Genomic DNA, 21575 nt, shown 5'->3' on the forward strand with positions numbered 1-21575 from the left:
ATTTATAAAAATGAAAATTGTAGAGAAGTCATTATTAATGCTAACGCTGCTTTTATTCGTGTTTCCAAAAATAGTAGGTGCTCAAAATAAGTCCATTAAAAACACCAGACCTAATATCATTCTAGTCATGACGGATGACCAAGGTATGGGAGACTTAGCGTGTATGGGAAATGAAGTCCTAAAAACACCTCATATAGACGAATTTTACGAGAAATCTACACGATTTACCGATTTTCAAGTTAGTCCAACGTGTGCACCAACAAGAGCTGCCTTAATGAGTGGAAATCGTCCGTTTGAAGTTGGTGTAACACACACCATTTTACAACGCGAACGTATGGCATTGGATGTTTACACTATGCCGCAAGCGTTACAGTCAGCGGGCTATGAAACCGGTCTTTTTGGGAAATGGCATTTAGGAGATGAAGAAGAATATCTTCCTGTAAACCGTGGTTTTAATGAAGTGTTAATGCATGGAGCAGGTGGTATTGGTCAAACGAGATATGGCGATTTTCCTCCAAATGAAGACAACTTGTATTTCGATAATATTTTACTTCACAATGATACTGTTGTACAAACCGAAGGTTTTTGTACCGATGTGTTTTTTGATGCTGCACTAGCTTGGATTAAAGATAAAAATAGAGCAAATCAACCGTACTTTGCTTATGTTGCTTTAAACGCACCACATGCACCATTGGTGGCACCAGAACAATATAAAAAGCGCTTTTTAGACTTAGGTTATGATAAAGGAACAGCAGGACGTTACGGCATGATTGAAAACATCGATGACAATTTTGGAAAAATGATGGCGAAACTGGAATCGTGGAATGCTTTAGAAAATACGCTGGTTATTTTTATGACAGACAATGGTGCAACCCATTTAAAAGGAAGTCTTAACGGAGAAAAAATTACGCATTTTAATGCTAACTTAAAAGGTGGTAAAAATTCACCTTATGAAGGTGGTACACATGTACCTGCTTTTTGGTATTGGAAAGGGAAATTAGGAGCAGGAGTTGACATAAATCAACTCACATCACATATCGATTTGTATCAAACGTTTTGTGACATTGCAGGAGTTACACTACCTGAAAAAATGCAAGATTTAAGTGGTCGTTCTTTAGTACCACTTTTAGAAAATCCGATTGCAGATTGGGAGGACAGAGAATTATTCATTCATTGTGGTCGTTGGGCGGAAGGTAAACGTGAAGATGCAAAACACCAAAAATCAGCGGTTAGAACACCGCAGTGGCGTTTTATTAATAATACACAATTATATAATATTCCTAATGATCCGTCGGAAAAAAAGGATGTTTCTGAAAACCATCCCGAAGTTATTGCGCAATTACAAGAAGCGTATAACCAATGGTGGGAAAACACAAAACCGTTAATGGTCAATGAGGGCTTGCCAAAAGTACAGCCAGAAGATCAGCCACTTGCAAAACGCTATTACAAACAATTAAAAGAATCTGGAATTCCTAATTGGTCGCCTAAATCATTTTAATATTTGCCGATGTTAAGTTTTTCTATACATATAAAATTGAAATATATAAAATCTATGTTTTTGGTTTTGTTTTCTGCTGTTGGTTTTTTAATGGTAGCACAGAGTAATCCGAAAAACTTAGTCGAATTATTAGACCCAAAAGTATTGGAAGCCCCAAAGATGTATTGGGAACCGTCAAAAGATCAGGGAGATATAAAAGCTTTGTTCTATGAAACACTGGACTTTAAAGGAAAGCCAACACGAGCTTTTGCATATTTAGGAATTCCTAAGAGTGATGAACCGGTACCTGCAATGGTTTTGGTTCACGGAGGTGGTGGTAGGGCATTTCAGGAATGGGTGAAAATTTGGAATGACAAAGGTTATGCCGCCATTGCAATGAGTTTGGAAGGTTATAGACCAGATGAAACAGGAAGCGGAAAATTTACCCATGAGTATAGTGGTCCGCAACGTGTTGGCCGATTTGATGATATTGAATTACCATTAAAAGAACAATGGATGTATCATGCCGTTTCAGATATTCTATTAGCGCATTCTCTTTTGGAAGACATGCCAGAAATAGATGCGAATGCTATCGGAATAACGGGAATTTCTTGGGGAGGTGTATTAAGTAGTTTGGTATCAGGAATAGACGATCGGTTAAAATGTGCTATACCAGTTTATGGGGCAGGATTTCTGTATGAATCAAAAGGTCATTTTGGGGAATACTCAGGAAATAATCCTGAATTAGAAGAGAAGAAAAAGTTCTGGGATCCAGCGCATCAGTTTACAGGTGGTTCTGTGCCTACCCTTTGGGTAAATGGTGATAGTGACGCTCATTTTTCTTTGAATATTACATCGCATTCATTTGAGGTTACAGAAGATCATGCTTTTATGAGTGTTCATCCAAGTATGAGGCACGGCCATCCACCAGGATGGAAACCTAATGAAGTGCCAGAAATTTATGCTTTTGCAGATTATATGTTGAAAGGGAAAGGATTTCCATTAGGACAAATAATCAAGCAACCAACAGGTAGAAAAATCAAAATGAAATATACTTCGGAAGTACCATTGACCGAAGCCACGGTATATTATCTCAATGAAGAATTAACCTATAGAAAAATACCTAAAGATGCAAAACATCCGCAACCAAGTGATTGGCAAAAGATGGCGGCTACAATTAATGCTAAAAAACATACGGTTAAGGCTAAACTTCCTAAAGGAATAAAAACGTATTATGTGAATTTGAAGGATGAAAGAGGTTTAATTATATCATCAAAATTGGTTCAATTGTAAAATATAAATAATGAAAAAAGGAATAGTATTTATTTTATCAGCTGCCTTATTGCTTTCAGGAAGCTTGTTGTCAGCGCAAACAGAAAAAACAACTTCAGATGAAGAATTAATGGGTTGGTTTCGTGATGCACGATTTGGCATGTTCATTCATTTTGGAGCATCTACATCAGAAGACTTTTTAGAAGAAGGACTCAATAAAACAGAACGCTATGAAAAGTCTGTAAAGAATTTTAATCCTGTTGATTTTGATGCCAAAGAGTGGGTGCGCATCGCTAAAAATGCTGGTATGAAATATATTGTGTTCACCACCAAGCACCATGATGGTTTCTGTAAATGGGATTCAAAACTAACCGATTGGGATGTTATGGACGCAACGCCTTTCAAACGCGATATCGTAGGTGAATTAGCAGAGGCTTGTAAAGAAGAAAATATTGAATTAGGGTTTTATTATTCTATTGCCGATTGGCATCATCCAGAGTATGACGCTACGTATAGCAACCGACAAGGCTTTCATTTTAACCCAAATCCAGAGGCCGATATTACCAAGTACATGGATTATATGTACGGTCAAATAAAGGAATTGTGCGAAAATTATCAACCTAAATTATTTTGGTTTGATGGTTCGGCAGGATTCAGAAACCCAAATAAAAAGCGATTGTTAGGACAACAAGAAATGGTCGATTTACTTAATTCTTATGGAGCCATTTCTAATAGTCGCTTGGGTGATGATGATACTTTAGAGTATGTCAATTACCTTTCTATGGGCGATAATATGACGCCTTCAGGAAACATTGGTGCCGATTTTGAATCTGCGCAAACCATGAACGATAATTGGCATTTTAAAAAAGGCGATGATAATTGGAAATCGGCTAAAACCATGCTAGGGAAATTGATTGATATTGCAGGTAATGGTGGAAATTATTTGCTGAATGTTGGTCCAAATAGTAAAGGAATCATTCCAAAGGAATCACAATCACGACTTAAAATTATGGGAGAATGGCTTCAAAAAAATGGAGAAGCCATCTACGGAACAACAGCAGGTCCTTATCCTTATGAGTTTACTTGGGGTTCCATCACACAGCGCATAGAAGAAAACCAAACAACATTATATTTAAATGTGATTGACTGGCCAAAAGAAGGTGTTTTTAAAGTATACGGACTCAACAATAGTATCGAAAAAGCGTCACTTTTAGCAAGTGGAGATGAACTTTCTCATGAGTCTGAATTTAATCCCGATGCAGGAGCTAATGTCATTTCGATTAAAGTGCCAAAGTCAGCACCAGATCCTTATGTATCTGTAATTGCTTTAACAATTAAAGGAGAAGCAAAGATGGATCAAACATTTTTACAACAACAAGATGGTTCGGTCGTTTTAGATGCATTTCGCTCTACCATTCACGATGAAGAATTTGTTCCAAACAAACCACAACGCCCTTTAGATCAAAGAATATTCACCGTCATGAAAAAGGGAAAAGGCATTATGCCAACACGTGGTATGTCAGTTGGTTTAGATAAAGAAGGTCAAGCATTGCGTTGGGATTTTAGAATGCTAAAATCAGGAAAATATAAAGTTGCTGTTGTAAGTAGTGTAAAAGAGGAACATCCATGGAAAGCAGATGGCAAAATGCGTGTTACTGTCGCTGGAGAATCTATTGAAAACAAATTAATAGAACAGGAACGTTACAACAATGAAAGAATGGCAACAGAAATGAAGTGCTCCGTAGCTGTTTTAGGAACTATTGAAATTAATACCGTTGGTATGAATACGCTAACACTTGAAGTTACTTCCGGTTTTACAGATGCTACGCCTAATATTATAAGCGTACAACTTTTACCAATAGAAAAATAAAACATATAAATAACAAAAAAACACTCCTAAAGTCCACTTAAGGGGACAATTCACTCAGTTAAATAGGACGATTGTCCCCTTGAGGGGACTTTAGGGGTGTAACTTTAATAATTATAACACTTTTAAACTCTTACGATAATTACTTTTTCTGGAAGCTGTAAAGTCTGCAGATCTAAAAAACATCTGAGAAGATCATAATTGAAAATCAAGTTTTATCATTTAAAAAAAAGCATAATAATCTATGAAACGGCCTCTTTTTATTTTAATTTATCTTTTATTAGGAAGTTTACTGTTTTCAGTAGAAGCCATGGAAATATATGTTAGTCCTGAGGGGTCAGATGCTAATAATGGAACTGTAAATAAACCATTAGCAACCTTTGCCGCTGCGCAACAAATGGCAAGAACCTATGTAGGGAAAGAGGCGGTTACTATCTTTTTTGCTGATGGTGTCTATTATTTAGATGAAACTATCATTTTTAAACCAGAAGATTCAGGTACGGAAAAGCTTCCTATTGTTTATCGTGCGCAAAATGAAGGAGGTGCAGTACTAAGTGGTGGAATGAAACTCAATTTAGAATGGAAACCGTTTCGCGATGGTATATTTCAAGCAAAAACGCCAAAAGGCATCAAAATCGATCAGATTTTTGTAAACGGATTAAATCAACGTATGGCAAGATATCCTAATTATGATGCTAGTAAAAAAACGGATGCTTATCAGGGCTATGCAGCCGATGCGTTTTCTAAAGAACGCGCAGCTACATGGAGTAATCCCAAAGGTGGCTATATTCATGCTATGCATTCTAAGGAATGGGGCGGCTACCATTATATCATAACTGGTAAAAATAAAGATGGAGACGTAACCTATGAAGGCGGTTGGCAAAACAACAGGCAAATGGGAATGCACCCAGAATACCGTATGGTTGAAAATATATTTGAAGAATTGGATGCTGTTGGAGAATGGTTTTATGATGAAAACACACAAACATTATACTACAAGCCTGAAGAAGCTACAAATTTAAATAAAGCAACCATTGAAGTCGTTCAATTACAGCAATTAATAGATTTTCAAGGGTCTTTAGAGAAACCAATAAAACATATCACTTTACAGGGTTTTGTAGTAAAACACGCAGCCAGAACATTTATGGAAACCAAAGAACCTATGGTGCGTTCAGATTGGACTATTTTTAGAGGAGGTGCGTTTATGTTAACAGGGACAGAAGACATTCAAATATTAGATTGTGAATTCGATCAAGTAGGTGGAAATGCCATTTTTGTAAACACTTACAATAGAAATACCTTAGTCAAAGGCTGCTACATTCATCATACAGGAGCTAGTGGTGTTTGTTTTGTAGGAGATCCAAATGCCTTGCGCGATCCGTTGTTTGAATATGGCGAGAAAAATGATATGCTAACTGTAGATAAAACACCTGGACCTAAAACCGAAAATTATCCGGCTTTAGGAATAGTTGAAGATTGTTTAATTCACAATATTGGAACCGTAGAACGTCAGCCTGCAGGAGTACAAATTACTATGGCTATGGACATAACGGTTAGAGATTGTTCTATTTATGATTGTGCGCGTTCAGGAATTAATGTTGGTGATGGTGCTTTCGGTGGCCATCTCATTGAACGTTGTGATGTATTTAATACCGTGTTAGAAACGCACGATCATGGGTCGTTTAATTCTTGGGGACGAGATCGCTTCTGGCGACTTAAAAATTCAGATTTAAGCAAATACCCAGAATTACCATTTGCTGATGCTATAAAAACAACAGTAATTAGAAACAGTCGTTGGCGTTGCGATCATGGTTGGGATATCGATTTAGATGATGGTTCTACCAACTACGATATTTATAATAACCTAATGCTTTCAGGTGGTTTAAAACTTCGTGAAGGGTATAGAAGACGTGCTTGGAATAATATTACAGTAAATAATACTTTTCATCCACATGTGTGGTATGAAAATAGTGGAGATGAAGTGTTTTCAAATATTTTTATGTTTGTGTATCAAGGTGTAAAAGTACCAACGGCAAAAAATCCAGGAAAGTTAGTCGATAGAAATCTTATTTATAATTCAGAATTAACACAAGAGTTTGGATGGGATAAAAACTCTATTGTAGCCGATCCACAATTTATAGATCCTGCCAATGGCGATTTTAGAGTAAAAGAAGGATCTCCAGCTTTTGATATTGGTTTTAAAAACTTTCCTATGGATCAGTTTGGTGTAAAAAAACCTGCTTTAAAAGCCATTACAAGAACACCAATAATACCGGTCTTAGGCGTTTCAGAAGATCTTAAGAATAAACGGGCAGCAAAAAAAGGGGCAAAACAGACATGGTTAGGAGCCACTGTTAGTGGTTTATCAGGGATGGAGTTTTCGGCTTACGGCGTTTCTAAAGAAGATGGAGGTATTGCCTTAACAAAAGTGCCTAAAAATTCTAAAGCAGCTAAAACCGGACTGTTAGAAGGCGATTTAATTTTAGCTGTAAATAACCAAAAAACAGTTACTCTGAAACAGTTTTTCCGATGTATTAAAAAAAATAGAGCTTCAGAAGTTACTTTAAAAGTGGTAAGAGAACAGAAAGAAATGGAATTAAAAATAACACTATGAAGTTAAAAAATAGCATTGTATCTATAGTCTTTTTAGTTTTTGGAGTATTTCAAAGTAATGCTCAAGAGAGACGTTCTAATCCAATTGTAAGCCACATGTTTACCGCAGATCCATCAGCACATGTTTGGGAGGATGGTCGTTTATATGTGTATCCTTCCACAGACAATACGCCGCCTAGAGGTTATAAAACCATGGATGGTTATCATGTTTTTTCTACTGATGATATGATTACTTGGACAGATCATGGCGAAATTCTTCATTCAAGTCAAGTAGAATGGGGAAGAAAAGAAGGGGGTTTTATGTGGGCACCAGATTGCGTGTATAAAGATGGTACTTATTACTATTATTTTCCGCATCCAACAGGAACCGATTTTAGAAAAACATGGAAGATTGGCGTAGCAACAAGCAGCAAACCAGCTTCAGATTTTAAAGAGCAAGGTTATATTAAAGGATTGGAAGCCTATATTGATCCTTGTGTATTTATTGATGATGATGGTGAGGCCTACCTTTACATAGCAGGACATAACCAATGTTATGGAGTTAAGCTCAAAGAAAACATGATGGAAATCGATGGGGAATTAATGCAACAAACAGGGCTTGATGGTTTTCGTGAAGGCCCTTTTGTGTTCAAACGTAACGACATGTATTACATGATTTATCCAGATGATTTTCCAAAATTCAATAAAATGCGCTATGCCATGAGCAAAAGCCCTTTAGGACCTTGGGAAAACAACGAAGTCTTTTTAGGGAGTACCGATGTGATTACAACGCATGGTTCTGTAGTGGAATACAATGGTCAGTGGTACTTGTTTTATCATAATGGAAACTTATCAGGTGGTATAGGGCCAAATCGTTCAATCTGCTTTGATCCTATATATTTTAATGAAGATGGCACCATTCAAATGGTAAAACAAACTTTAGGTGTTGCATTACCAACCTTTCATAAAGATATTAATTTTAATAGGATGTTGGGGACATTGTCCGTTGGAAATTATAATCAAAGAGCTTTAGAAAAACTAGGCATTGAACCTAATACTATTTCTTCGATTGAAATCCCAAAAGGTTATAAAGTGGAAGGCTTCGAAAAAGATAATTTCACTGGAAAATCATGGGTTTTTCAAGAAAATAGAATTGACTTGAACGCCATTGGCTGTAATGATATTATATCATCAATAAAAGTTTCAGAATATAAAGATGACAATCTTGTTAAAAACGCCTCTTTTGAATTGGCCACACAAGAGCAAATAAAACATTGGTTAAGTCGTCGTTCGTCACAACTATACAAAAGAGCTTTAGACCCTACAGGAAAAGGTTATTATGCCATGCAATATAAAGGAAATGGAGATGTGCAGCCAATGACACAAAATGTAGAACTGACTCCAAATACCAATTACGAACTCAGCGTGAAACTCAAAGTTGAAGCTGGTACTAATGGTAAAGTGATTTTCGATACCAATGGTAGCTTTGATGATACCTGCAGATTTGAGTTAGATACGACTAAAAAGGCTGATGAATGGGTAGAATTTAAACATGAATTTAATAGTGGCAGTGTATCAAAAGTTACGTTACGTTGTTTGGTTTCTAAAGATTTTAAAGGAACAGCAAATTGGGATAACGTTGTGCTAAAAGTGACATCAAAAAAATAAAATTATGAAAAAAACACTTCTATTTATATTAGTAATTACTGTAAGCGTATTGCACGCACAAGACAAAGCAGCTAAAGAGCAATCTTTAATGATAAGTGATGGTACCACCTTTACACCAAAGGATTTCTTTCCAAAATTTAGTTGGGATACCACTCCTATGTATTATATGTTTCAGCACAAGAAACGCTTGTTAAAGCCAGAAGAAGTAGAATTTATAGCAGAACGATCAGATTTTTTATGCATTGAAAAGTCACATGGAAAAGTAGAACTAGGTGCTGCAGAATTGGGTGCCAAGTATGAGTCCGCAGCATTTAAAGAAGTGAAGCCAGATGCCAAAGTCTTGTTTTATTTCAATTCCGCATATGCTTGGCCGTATACGTCTTACAGTAAGAACTTCACCAAAGAAAAAATTGAAGATCATCCTGAACTGAAAAAATTTCTATTAACCAATCCAGAAACGGGTAAGCTGTACGAGCATTATGGTGCGTTCTGTTTTAATCTCTTAAATCCTGATTTCCGTGAATGGTGGGTCAATACCGTTGTAAAAGGAGTAAAAGAGTCAGGATGCGATGGTGTGTTTATTGACCAAATGCACGGCAATAGTAGATTTCGTAGTGAGAAGAAAGAAGAGATTGCAATAGCCATGGGAGAGATGATGGCGGCACTCAAAAACAGAATGGGTGCAGACAAAATCTTGTTAGGTAATAATGCCAATAACGAAGATGCAAAATATGTGTATCCTGTTTGTGATGCTGTGATGTTTGAGAATTATGCTACGGTTAGATCTAAAAAAGAGAATTTGTTAAGCGAATGGCAGGATATGCTAAAAAATGCCCAAAACGGAAAGATATCTGTATTTCGTTTGGGTGTTGAAGGAGCAGGTCGTGGCAATCTGAAACCAAGAGGTGAGATGCCAAAATTTTCTCAAAAGCAAGTAGAATTTTCGCTTGCTTGCTACTTAATTGGTGCGCAACCTTATTCGTATTTTATGTATAGTTGGGGATGGACCTTAGCTACGGGATCTTTGGTAAACTATCCAGAATTACAAAAACCATTAGGAGCACCAAAAGGAGCTTATAAAAGAACAACACCCGAAGGCTGGGAGTTCACTCGCGAGTTTGAACATGCCAGCGTTTGGGTAGATACAGAAAACAGAAAGGCTAAGATTACGTGGCATTAATTTAATCTAAACAAGGTTATAAAAGACGAAAGAATGCTGCGCTGTTAGAGTCAAGAAGCTAGACTAAATAGTAACTAACTGAGAAACTGTAATAAAATCCTTAAAACTATTAAAGTAAACTAATACTTAATTTTTTATTTGAACGTAACTAAAAACAACTAAAAGAAAAACTATGAAACGACAATTTATTTTATTGCTAACGCTTATCATCAGCTTTGCATGCAATAGTTCAGATATTAGCGCACAAAACAATGCAGATTTTTATGTGTCGACTCAAGGATCAGACGATTGGTCTGGGACATTAGAAACTCCAAATTTAGAAGGAACAGATGGTCCTTTCGCCACTCTAGAACGTGCACGTGATGCCGTGCGAAAATTGAAAAAAAGCAAATCTGAAGATATCATCGTGCTTATAAGAGGTGGTATTTACCCACTTAGAGAGACTGTCGTATTTGATTTGAAAGATTCAGGAGAAGATAACCTCTCTATTACGTATGAAGCGTATCCAGGCGAAACACCCGTATTTAGCTCAGGCCAAGAGATTAATGGTTGGAAAAAAGTAACAGAAGATATTCCAGGATTGCCTAAAGCAGCTATTGGAAATATTATGGTGGCAGATGTGTCTCATAAATTTTTAACCTTATTTGATGACGAAGGTTTGTTGCCGCGTGCACAATCGGAACGTTTTATGCCTTTAAAAGGAAGCAAAAAGGATAAACTCTATTTTCCTGAAGGAACGTTAAAAAACTGGTCGAATATTGAAGATGTAGAAATATTAGTACGGCCTACAAGAGACTGGATTGTAAACATGTTACCACTAGCTTCGGTCGATGAAAAAAAAGGCATTGCCCATACGGCAGTTGATGCCACTTATGCCATGACGAAAAAAGGGTTTTGGGTAGAGAATGTAATAGAAGAGCTTGATGAGCAAGGTGAATGGGTACTTAATACTAAAGAAAGAAAAGTGTATCTCTGGCCTCGTAACGATTCTAAAGTCGTGGCACCAACATTGATTGAATTTATTAAAGTTGAAGGAAAAATAGATGTAAAAGGATCAACTGATATTCCTGTAAAAAACCTTCATTTTCGTGGACTCACCTTTAAACATGGCGAACGTTATACCTTAACCAAAGACGATACTGGTTTACAACACGATTGGGACATGCTCGATAAGGATAATGCTTTGTTGCGTTTTAGAGGTGCGGAAAATTGTGTCATCGATAAGTGTCATTTTTTATATAGTGGAAGCGGAGCTATCCGAGTAGATTTACATGGCATTAACAATACTATTTCTAACAACCATATTGAATACATGGGAGGTGGAGGAATCCTACTGTGTGGTTATGGTCCTGGAACAAAAGATGTCAATAAAAAGAATACCGTTTATAATAATAATATTCATCATGTAGGTGAGATTTATTGGCAATCACCAGGCATTTTTCTATGGAATAGTGGTGATAATCGCGTAGCGAACAATCTAATTCACGATACTAATTACTGTGGCTTAATTGTTTCAGGTTGTGTTATTCGTTTTTTTAAAAAATCAAACAGACGTGAACAAGGTAGAGCGATTCGTTGGCATGAAATAGGAAACCTGCCAAAAGTTTCTGAATTAACACCAGATGATGTGCGTCTCTATTGGCATAGTAAAAATAATATCATAGAAAACAATGAAATCCACCATGTCATGAAAAAATTGGGTGATGGCAACGGTATTTATATAAGAGCAGCTGGTGCAGGAAATATTATTCGTCGCAATTATATACATCATCTCGTAGCCGAAACCGGAAAACAAAGTGGTATTCGTACCGACGGTGGCCAAATGGATGTGTTAATTTCCGAAAACATCATTTATAAATGTACCTCACAAGGCATGATTCTGAAATTGAACAACCGATTCGAAAATAATATCATTGCTGATATCTTTGAACCACGACTTGTGTATATGAAAATCGTAGAAGGGCCTATGCAAGGGGCTACTAATAAACACAATATTTTCTACTCGATTTCAGATAAGAGCACATTTATTGCACAACCGTCACCAGGAAAAGGCCTATTCGGTGAAGATAGCCGTGGGCGTGTACGTGCTACTATGAAAGATGTAGATTCAGATTTTAATATATATTTCTGTAAATCGGACAACGCAATAGCAGAAAAAACATTAAAAGATCTTCAGGAAAAAGATAATTCAGATAAGAATAGCTTGGCTACAAATCCATTATTTGTAGATCTAGAAAATGGGGATTTTAGATTTAAACCAGATTCTCCTGCAATTCAAATGGGAATTTTACCAATAGATATATCTAAAATTGGTTTGCGTAATGTTGATTAAATCTTAATGTAAAATACCTAATATTTAACAAATACTTCACTTAAAAGTAAAGTTTAATTAATAAATGAAATTCATAAAATCACTCCTTAATTTGTAAGAATTAATAGATAGTTGTATTCTAATTTTCTTTTAGTCTCAAAAAAAAGGACTAAAAACTTAGAATTTATCATGAAATTATTGATTGATTTGAGTAACTAATGTTTTTGAAACCCTTTAAAAACAAGGATTGTGTGTTGCTCAAATCAACTTGGGTGAACTCAGCAATATAAAAACATGATACGAGCAAGTCTATTATTGTTTTCCCTTTGCATATTTGTATATCACCAATTGTTTGGAATTTCGCATTTTTAAAAGTCTTTTATTACTTAATTCATATTAATTAGTGCTAAATTTTATTCAATTGATTTTTTTAAAAGTTTAAGACTTCATTTGTCGTTAGTTTTAAAAAGTTAAAATCAAATTTTTTTAATACAAGTAAAATTCAAAAAGTACATGATGTACTTATTATTTTAAACAAAACCTTTATGTTAAGAAATAGAACTCAATTTTTGTCCATATTAGCTTCTATGCTATTTGTAATTTATAGTTTCTCACAAGAGCCAAAGAAAAATCAAGAAGGCATGGACGAGATGTGGGGGGAAGCTTCTACAGTTGATGCTGATATTAGAGAAGGTAAAGGTAAGTTTTTTGATGAAAGCAATTTCGGAATGTTTATTCATTGGGGATTATATTCTGACTTAGCAGGAGAGTGGAATGGTAAAACCTATTATGGTATTGGTGAGTGGTTGATGAATCCTAAAGTAGCAAATATTAGACCTATAGACTATATGGGAGTTGCAAAAGATTTTAACCCAACAAAATTTGATGCTAAAGCTATCGCGCAATTAGCTAAAGATGCTGGGATGAAATATATTGTTATTACTAGTAAACATCATGAAGGTTTTGCAATGTTCGACTCCAAAGTAAGCGATTTTGATATTGTAGATGCAACACCGTTTGGTCGTGATCCAATGAAAGAGTTGTCTGCAGCTTGTCATGAGTTAGGCTTAGGATTTGGATTTTATTATTCACATTACCAAGATTGGACAGCTCCAGGAGGTGCAAACGGACCAACAACCAATGCTGATGGAAGTGAAGCATCTTTTAAAGATTATTTCTATAATAAATGTAAACCACAAGTAGAGGAAATATGTTCAAATTATGGAGATATTGATTTTGTATGGTTTGATACACCAGGAGGAATGCCTAAAGAATTAGTTATAGAGTTGGCAAATACAGTAAGAAAATTACAGCCAAATGCTATGATGAGCAGTAGAATAGGACATGGTATGGGTGACTATGTAACACATGGAGACATGGAAGTACCACCTGAAAATTTAGATGTTTTATGGGAAAGTGTTGATACCAACAATGATTCATGGTCTTTTGCTTGGTACGATAACAACTTTAAAAGTCCTAAACAAATTTTACACAGATTAATTTCAACTGTAGCTAGGGGTGGCACATACATGTTTAATGTTGGACCAAATGGAGCTGGTGTCGTTCCAGAAATTGGTGCTGGTTTTCTTGAGCAAGCAGGAGAATGGATTAAGAAATATCCACAAGTTGTTTATGGTGCAGGAAGTTCACCTTGGGGACACGCACTACCTTGGGGAGATGTAACTACACAAGGAAATTCATTGTTCCTTTCTGTGTTCGATTGGCCACAAGATGGAAAATTGTATATGCCAGGATTACAGAGTGATATAGCTTCAGTTCATATTATTGGAGGTAATAAAGCAGTGGCTTTAAAATATACAACGAAAAACGATTGGACTATTTTTGAAGTTCCATATAAAAAACCAGATGCTCCAGTTGCTGTTATTGAAGTTGTATTGAAAAAGGAACCAAAAGCAGATCAAACACATGGTGTTTACCCAAATATTGAAACCACAATATTAACCGATTTTGCTAAAGTTACTAGTGCTGAAAAAAAATCAATCCGTTGGATGGAGAAGTTTGGAGAATGGAAAAAAACAACCCAAGTCTCAAAATGGGAAAAGAACGGAATAGTGGAATGGGAAGTGGATGTGTTAGAACCTGGTTTTTATTATTTAGAGTTGAATTATAAAGGAGAAGATCGTTTGGTTTGGAAGACAACAACAGATGAAGGCATCATGGTGCAAAACGAACAGGCAGCTACAGAAAAATACGTTGCATACCCAATGGGAATATTAGAATTTAAAACAGCAGGGAAACATACGGTTACCGTATCGTTAGTAAGAGGAGATGCTGAAACCTCTAGTTTAAAGTCAATTAGTATTAAACCAATTCAATAAAAGTACCTAACATTATAAAAAGGAAAACCAACAAGAATGAAAAAAAATTATAAATACATAGGATTGATTGCATTGTTTTCTGTTTTGGTTTCTTGTAAATCGAAAACGCAAGAAGAAGAACATGCAACCCCAAAACAGCCAAATGTCATCATTGTAATTACAGATGATCAAGGTTATGGTGATGTAGGTTTTAATGGAAATACCATTATTAAAACCCCTGCTATCGATGATTTTGCAACACAAGGAGTGCGTTTAACAAATTACCATGTAGGTACTACATGTGCTCCTACTAGAGCAGGTTTACTTACAGGAAGAAATTGTAACCGAAATGGGGTATGGCATACCATTATGGGAGCGTCTATGTTAAATCGAGAAGAAGTAACGCTAGCCGATGTTTTTAAAAATAACGGTTATAAAACCGGAATGTTTGGAAAATGGCATTTAGGAGATAATCATCCTTTTACTCCAAATGATAGAGGGTTTGAAGAAGCATTTTATCATGGTGGTGGTGGTATTGGTCAAACTCCAGATTATTGGAACAACGATTATTTTGATGGTACTTATTTAAGAAATGGAAAACCTGAAAAAACAGAAGGTTATTGTACAGATGTTTGGTTTGACGAAGCTATAAAGTTTGTTGAAGAGAAAAAAGATAGTCCATTTTTGTGCTATTTAAGCTTAAACGCACCACACTCGCCGTTTAATGTGCCACAAGAATATTACGACATGTATAAAGATGAAGAAAGCTTGTTAGAAACACAAAAACGTTTTTATGGCATGATAACCAATATAGATGATAATTTTGCTAAACTATTGAACAAGCTAGAGGAATTAAAAATAGCAGATAACACTATTGTTATTTTTACTACAGATAACGGAACCTCAAATGGTTATAAAACAGATAAAGAAACAGGTGTTGTTCATGGGTACAATGCAAATATGCGTGGTACAAAAGCAAGTGAGTATGATGGTGGACACCGCGTTCCATTTATTATTAGATGGCCAAACGGAAAATTAAACACAGGTAAGTCATTGTCAGATTTAACGGCTCATGTAGATATGTTACCAACCTTAACTACTTTAGCTAACATACCTTACACTTCAGATAAAATAATGGATGGAACCGATATTAGTGCTTATTTAACAGATAATACATCTTTAAAAAACAGGTACTTAGTAACAGATACCCAACGCATTGCCTGGCCAGAAAAAGGAAAAAATAGTTGTGTTATGGATGGCGATTGGCGATTGGTAAATGGTAATGAATTATACAATGTAGCTAACGATCCAGGGCAAACTAATAATATAGCAGCGCAACATTCAGAAAGAGTAGCAGATATGAATGCTTTTTATGAGTCATGGTGGCAAAGTGTGATTAAAGAAGTTAAATATTCAACAATTGATTTAGGTGTAGATGAAGAAGAGGTGATTACTTGTCATGATGCGAGAACTGTAGATTATTATCCGCCTTGGAATCAAACAATGATTAGAGCCGGAAAGCCAATGAAACCAGCTTCATTCTTTGTCAATTTTGTAAAACCTGGAAATTATACATTCCAATTAAGACGTTGGCCTTCAGAAAGCGGTATGTCTTTAGGTGCGGCGATTTTAGACGAAATTCCAGCAACAGCAACAACAGACCCAAGAATTAGAGGAAAGGCAATGAAATTTAAAAAGGCTTTTGTGAAAATTGGAGATAAAGAAATTATAGATGTTGCTGTCGATAATACCACCCAATCTGCAGATATAGAAGTAGCTGTTGAACAAGGGAAAACAGAATTATTAGCATGGTTTGAAATGGAAAATGGAGAACTAACAAATGCTTTTTATGTAAACGTTAAAAAGAATAACAATTAAAAAATAATAAAATGAAGAAAATAATAACACTACTTGCCATTATGTTGATCACCTTTTCGGCAACATCACAAAATAAAAAAGCAAAGAGAAACAACAATAATAACGATTGTTATATAGAAACTGCTATAAATACTTTTGAGTTATCTCAAGATGACAAAGCGAAACTTAGTGATCTTTTAGCAGAGCGATTAAAGCAACGTGCTTCCGTTAGAAGAAAAATTAAAAAGTCAGAGATTTCTAAAGAAGAAGGAAAAACAGAAATAAAAGCAATTAATCAAACCTATTTTAAAAGTTTTGCTGATTTAACAGGAACGCCTAAAAAAGAGATCATGAGTTTTGAAAAAGAAACTAAAAAGAAGTGTAATTAGTAACGGTTAACAAATTTCAGTTTATCTAAATTATTTCAAAAAAAAATGTGTACTAAATTTTTTCATATAAAAAATCATCGAGCATACCTAATGCTGGTCTCTAGCTTTTTATTACTAGGGAAACTCTCTGCGCAAGTAGAACAAACCAGTTCTGAAGTAAATGCTAAGTGTGAATTTTTAAAATTAGATAGTAATAAAAATAACGTACTTGAAATAACAGAGGTAAACCAAATATGGAAACTTATTAGAAAGCATGATACCGACAATAATAAGGAACTTACTTTAGAAGAATTTTCAAATTTTGAAATTCCCCACCTAAAAACCAATGGCGATATACAATTAAACATAAAGTATAAAACAACAAAAGAAGAAGATTTATACTTAGATATTTATTATCCAACCAAAAAAGCAAAAGGAGAAAAATATCCAATTATGCTATATACACATGGAGGTGGCTGGTTTAACGGGAGTAAAGAAAATATTGTTAAAACACCAATGGAAGCTCCTTTTTTAGAATTCGTAAAACAAGGGTTTGCCGTGGTTTCTGTTAATTATCGTCTTACAAGACACAAGTCTGTTCTTATGCGAGACTGTGTAATAGATGCTATAGATGCACTACGTTACCTTTCTAAAAATAGCGATGCATTACAAGTAGATGCAAATCAGGTTTATGTTATGGGAGATTCCGCTGGAGGGCATATCGCGCAAATGATAACACTTGCAGATCCTGATGTTTTTAAAGGAGATAAAAAACTCTACAATAATACCTATAAAGTCATTGCTGGAGTTTCTTGGTATGGACCATCTGATTTTACAATAACAGAATTATTTAAAACGGATGACCCAACAAAAAATGCTGATAGATTTAGCTCTAGAATAACCAAAAAAGAATCTAATACTTCTAAGATAGAAGCTATGTATAAAGAAATGAGTCCCATTTTTTATGTAACCAAAAATAGTCCGCCTTTATTTATGATGGCAGCAGATAACGATACTACTATTCCTGTAGCCCATGCGTATCACATGAAAAAACATGCCGATAGCATTGGTGCAAATGTCGAAATGTTTATCGTTAAAAACGCAGGTCATAACTGGAGAAAAGCAGGAGGAGAAATAGACCCAAGTCTGGATGTTATAACCAAAACAACAGTTGACTTTATAAAGAAGTACAAATAACAAATTTTTATTAACTAAATAAATTTTATATTATGAAAACAAATTACAAAATTAAAGTAGTTAGAAATACTTTAGCTGTTTTAGCTATTGCTTTAGGGTCTGCATTTGCCACAGCGCAAGTAGCAACAGATTACAGTGCAAACATAAGATCAGATGCTGCAATTACAGCATACCCAGACGGTCCAGCTAACATGATTTCAGAAGAACTTACTCACGAAGGAGTAACCTTTAAAATTCAAATGACAGTAACTCCAGCCGGAACTGGTACATATGTTGGTACAACAGGAGCTAATAGAAGATGGGGAATTGGTGATAGCGCAGATGCAGGAAACACGGAAACTCTTTTTGAAGGTGATGAGGATGAATCTGCAACAATAAGCAACATAAGTATTGTAGATTTTAATGATAATGAAACAGGTTATACGCAAGGAGCTATTTCAAATTTACATTTTGATGCACTTACTATTAGAGGAGCACAAGGTAGTGCAGATAATCCAAGTATTACTGTTGATGGTACAAATCCTGGTACTTCAGAATTAGGACAATTAAGTGCAACTACCACTACTTTTGAGTTTGGTGTAGAGTTCTCTAACCTTGCAGGAACTACTTTTACCGTTGGAGATCCAGATAATGTTAGCAGCATTACTTTAACTGCACCTGCAAATTTTCAAAATACTTGGCAAATTATAGGAACTAACATATCCTATACATTTACAACAGATCCTAATCTATCTGTAAAAGATAACGAATTAGATAACTCATTCTCTATTTATCCAACTGTAGTTGAAAATACTTTTTCCGTAAACAAAGAATTCAAAACATTACAACTTTTTGATATTACAGGTAAAATAGTAAAAACTTTTCGTGCGTCTGATGCCTTAAACGTATCCGGAATAAATTCAGGATTATATATTGTTAAAATGCAATCTGAAACAGGTGGTACAGCTACTAGTAAGTTGCTTATTAAGTAGTAATTATTTTTTTTAATTCCAAATCTACCATAGGCACCTAATAATCACGATTATGAAAAAGTTACAATCAAAACATATTGCAAATAGACCGACTACTTTGTGGTTTATTATGGTATGCTTTTTACTTTCTTTTTTTAATCTAAAAGCTCAGGTTCCAGATTCAGAACTAGGATTAAGAGCAGAATGGATGCGAGGTGCTTTAGGTTTATTATGGTTGCCAGAACGTAACTATAACGGAAATATTGAAGGGGTTTCTATAGATGATTTTATCACGCAAATAAATGATCTTAGAACTATTGATTATGTACAACTTCCTTTAACAAGTCCAAATATTTTTTCACCTGTACATGTAGGTCCACATCCTATAATTGAAAGTCTATGGGAAGGAGATACAGATACAAATGGCAACCCAATTAACTTGGTGGTACCACGAGCATCAGCAGAAGATCCGCTTTTAAATTGGCTTCAAGCAGTAAGAGCAGCTGGATTAAGAACAGAGATATATGTAAATTCTTATAATTTACTAGCAAGATTTCCAGAGGATGTTCAAGAGGATTATCCAGACGTATCCGATCGCTGGAAGGAATGGTGTGATACCAATACACAGGCGCAAACTTTCATTAATAGTCAAGCTTACTACGATGGTGATGGCAGACGAAAATATATGTTTTGCTATGCAGAGTTTATTCTTAAAGAATATGCGATGCGTTATGGCGATTTAATTGATGCTTGGTGTTTTGATTCGGCCGATAATATTATGGAAGATGAATGTGGAGATGATCCTGCTTCTGACGTTTTGAATGATCAGAGAATTTATCAAGCCTTTGCAGATGCTTGCCATGCAGGAAACCCAAATGCTGCAATTGCTTTTAATAACAGCGTTGGAGATAGAGACGCAAACCCATTTACTACAGCTACTTATTTTGATGATTATACTTTTGGACATCCTTTTGGTGGAGCAGGAAATATGGTTGAGCCTAGAGATCCTTTATATGGCTATAATTTTGGTATCATTGAATGGATGGAAGCTTATAATGGCTATGCTTTCACAGATGATACGAGAACTTGGAATGATAATGTAATTTCACATTTCTTTCCAAAGCAAAGCACTACATCTTGGAACGCAGGAAATACACCTTGCTTAACAGATGAGGAATTTGTAGAATGGACAACTACTGGACTTATTGGTGGAGGAGCTATTACTTGGGGAACACCTTTAGTTAGAACGAATTTAGAAAATAATCCCGTTCTTACATTACAACCTTATGCACTAACGCAGTTTGAACTTACAGATACCTATCTAAAAGAATTTCAATATCCTGGAGCACCAAATTGGTCCAGACAATATACTATTTTACCACCTGCTTATAGCGGAATTCCTTATTCTCATACATTAACTGAAGGCTTTGATTTTTGGGATCCAGAAGGTGATGCTATCACTTCCCTTATAGCGCTAGATAGTTTTCCTTCTTGGTTAACTATTACAGAAACAACACCTGGTGTTTGGACCTTGAGTGGTACTCCTTTTGAAACCGTAGATACAGATTATGAATTTGATCTAAGAGTTAGTGATGCTACAGGAGCGTCCGATAGAACAGTAGAGTTAAAGGTTTTTGAAGAAAATATATCAGAACCAACCAGAATAGATGTACAAATTCAAGCTACAGAAAACACAACTTATCCCTCTGGTGCAGTGATAATGACAGGTATTGGTTCAATCCCTGAATATGATACTACTTTTGAAATTAATATAACCGTCACGCCAAACGGAGATTTTACAACATATCCAAACGCAGTAATAGTTTCTGGAACTAGTGATAATGTTGGCAATTCTAGTACAAAAAGTTGGGGTATTAGTGATGATGGCACCAATGATGCCTCTAATGATAGAATATTTGCTGGAGATCAACAATTTTCAGCGACCATAAATAATGCAACTGTAGGTAATATCACAGGTACAAGTGGGTTAACCTCTGATGATATCACCATAGAAACTTTTAAGTCTATTACCATTGTAAATGCGCAGAGCGTTGGAGATCGGTTTACCTTTTCGGCAGACGAATCGGTAGATTTTGAACTTGGTAGGTTTAATAATGAGCCAACTAAGGTTGTTGATTTAGTTGTAGAGGCGGCAGATACCCAAATAGAAAGTTTTACAATTAAAAATGGATCAACAGCTACTAATGATAAATGGTCTGTTGAAGGTGTAACAGTTACTGTGCTTTTTCATGAAAACAGTTTGTCTGTTGTAAATCCAGATAGTGATAATGAGGAGTCTTTTAGGTTGTTTCCTAATCCAGCAAAAAATAAAATTTCATTAAACAAAAAACCAGCAATGACACAAGTTTTTGATATAGCGGGTAAGTTGGTTAAAGTAGATAACGAAGGAAAAAAAGAGCTGAATATATCTGCTTTAAATCAAGGAGTATACATATTAAAAATAAAAACCATATCAGGCAATGTGTTTTTTAAAAAATTTATAAAAAGATAAATAATA

The 21575-nt window shown here is 35.3% G+C and carries 13 protein-coding genes; all 13 read left to right on the forward strand.

What is annotated here, in order from left to right; genetic code table 11:
- Window positions 1–10: 10 nt before the first annotated feature.
- Window positions 11–1498, forward strand: a complete 1488-nt coding sequence (locus KO494_RS06510) for an arylsulfatase (protein WP_215966786.1) — start codon at window positions 11–13, stop codon at window positions 1496–1498.
- A gap of 36 nt (window positions 1499–1534) precedes the next feature.
- A complete protein-coding gene (locus tag KO494_RS06515) occupies window positions 1535–2770 on the forward strand; it encodes a S9 family peptidase (RefSeq protein WP_215966787.1) in 1236 nt (411 codons plus the stop codon).
- A gap of 10 nt (window positions 2771–2780) precedes the next feature.
- Window positions 2781–4619, forward strand: coding sequence for an alpha-L-fucosidase (locus KO494_RS06520; protein ID WP_215966788.1), 1839 nt, complete (start codon window positions 2781–2783; stop codon window positions 4617–4619).
- 241 nt (window positions 4620–4860) lie between these two features.
- Window positions 4861–7230: a PDZ domain-containing protein gene (locus KO494_RS06525; RefSeq protein WP_215966789.1), complete on the forward strand. Its 2370-nt coding sequence runs from the start codon at window positions 4861–4863 to the stop codon at window positions 7228–7230.
- Window positions 7227–8876, forward strand: a complete 1650-nt coding sequence (locus KO494_RS06530) for a family 43 glycosylhydrolase (protein ID WP_256447831.1) — start codon at window positions 7227–7229, stop codon at window positions 8874–8876. Before KO494_RS06525 ends, KO494_RS06530 begins: the two co-directional genes overlap by 4 nt.
- 4 nt (window positions 8877–8880) lie before the next feature.
- Window positions 8881–10056, forward strand: coding sequence for a putative glycoside hydrolase (locus tag KO494_RS06535; RefSeq protein ID WP_215966791.1), 1176 nt, complete (start codon window positions 8881–8883; stop codon window positions 10054–10056).
- Between the two features lie 172 nt (window positions 10057–10228).
- Window positions 10229–12388 carry a right-handed parallel beta-helix repeat-containing protein gene (locus KO494_RS06540; protein WP_215966792.1) on the forward strand — a complete coding sequence of 720 codons (2160 nt, stop codon included), beginning with the start codon at window positions 10229–10231 and terminating at the stop codon, window positions 12386–12388.
- 620 nt (window positions 12389–13008) lie between these two features.
- The gene (locus KO494_RS06545) at window positions 13009–14706 is read left to right on the forward strand and encodes an alpha-L-fucosidase (protein WP_215966793.1); all 1698 of its coding nucleotides are present in this window, start codon (window positions 13009–13011) and stop codon (window positions 14704–14706) included.
- Between the two features lie 36 nt (window positions 14707–14742).
- Window positions 14743–16563, forward strand: coding sequence for an arylsulfatase (locus tag KO494_RS06550; protein WP_215966794.1), 1821 nt, complete (start codon window positions 14743–14745; stop codon window positions 16561–16563).
- 11 nt (window positions 16564–16574) lie between these two features.
- Entirely contained in the window at window positions 16575–16931 is a 357-nt protein-coding gene (locus tag KO494_RS06555; protein WP_215966795.1) for a hypothetical protein, read from the forward strand.
- 45 nt (window positions 16932–16976) lie between these two features.
- A complete protein-coding gene (locus KO494_RS06560; RefSeq protein WP_215966796.1) occupies window positions 16977–18107 on the forward strand; it encodes an alpha/beta hydrolase in 1131 nt (376 codons plus the stop codon).
- Window positions 18108–18139: 32 nt separating this feature from the next.
- Window positions 18140–19078 (forward strand): T9SS type A sorting domain-containing protein, encoded by a 939-nt coding sequence (locus tag KO494_RS06565; RefSeq protein ID WP_215966797.1) that lies wholly within the window; start codon window positions 18140–18142, stop codon window positions 19076–19078.
- 52 nt (window positions 19079–19130) lie between these two features.
- Window positions 19131–21569 (forward strand): T9SS type A sorting domain-containing protein, encoded by a 2439-nt coding sequence (locus tag KO494_RS06570; RefSeq protein ID WP_215966798.1) that lies wholly within the window; start codon window positions 19131–19133, stop codon window positions 21567–21569.
- Window positions 21570–21575: the final 6 nt, after the last annotated feature.

The organism is Lacinutrix sp. C3R15 (assembly GCF_018860825.1).
Lineage (GTDB): Bacteria > Bacteroidota > Bacteroidia > Flavobacteriales > Flavobacteriaceae > Oceanihabitans.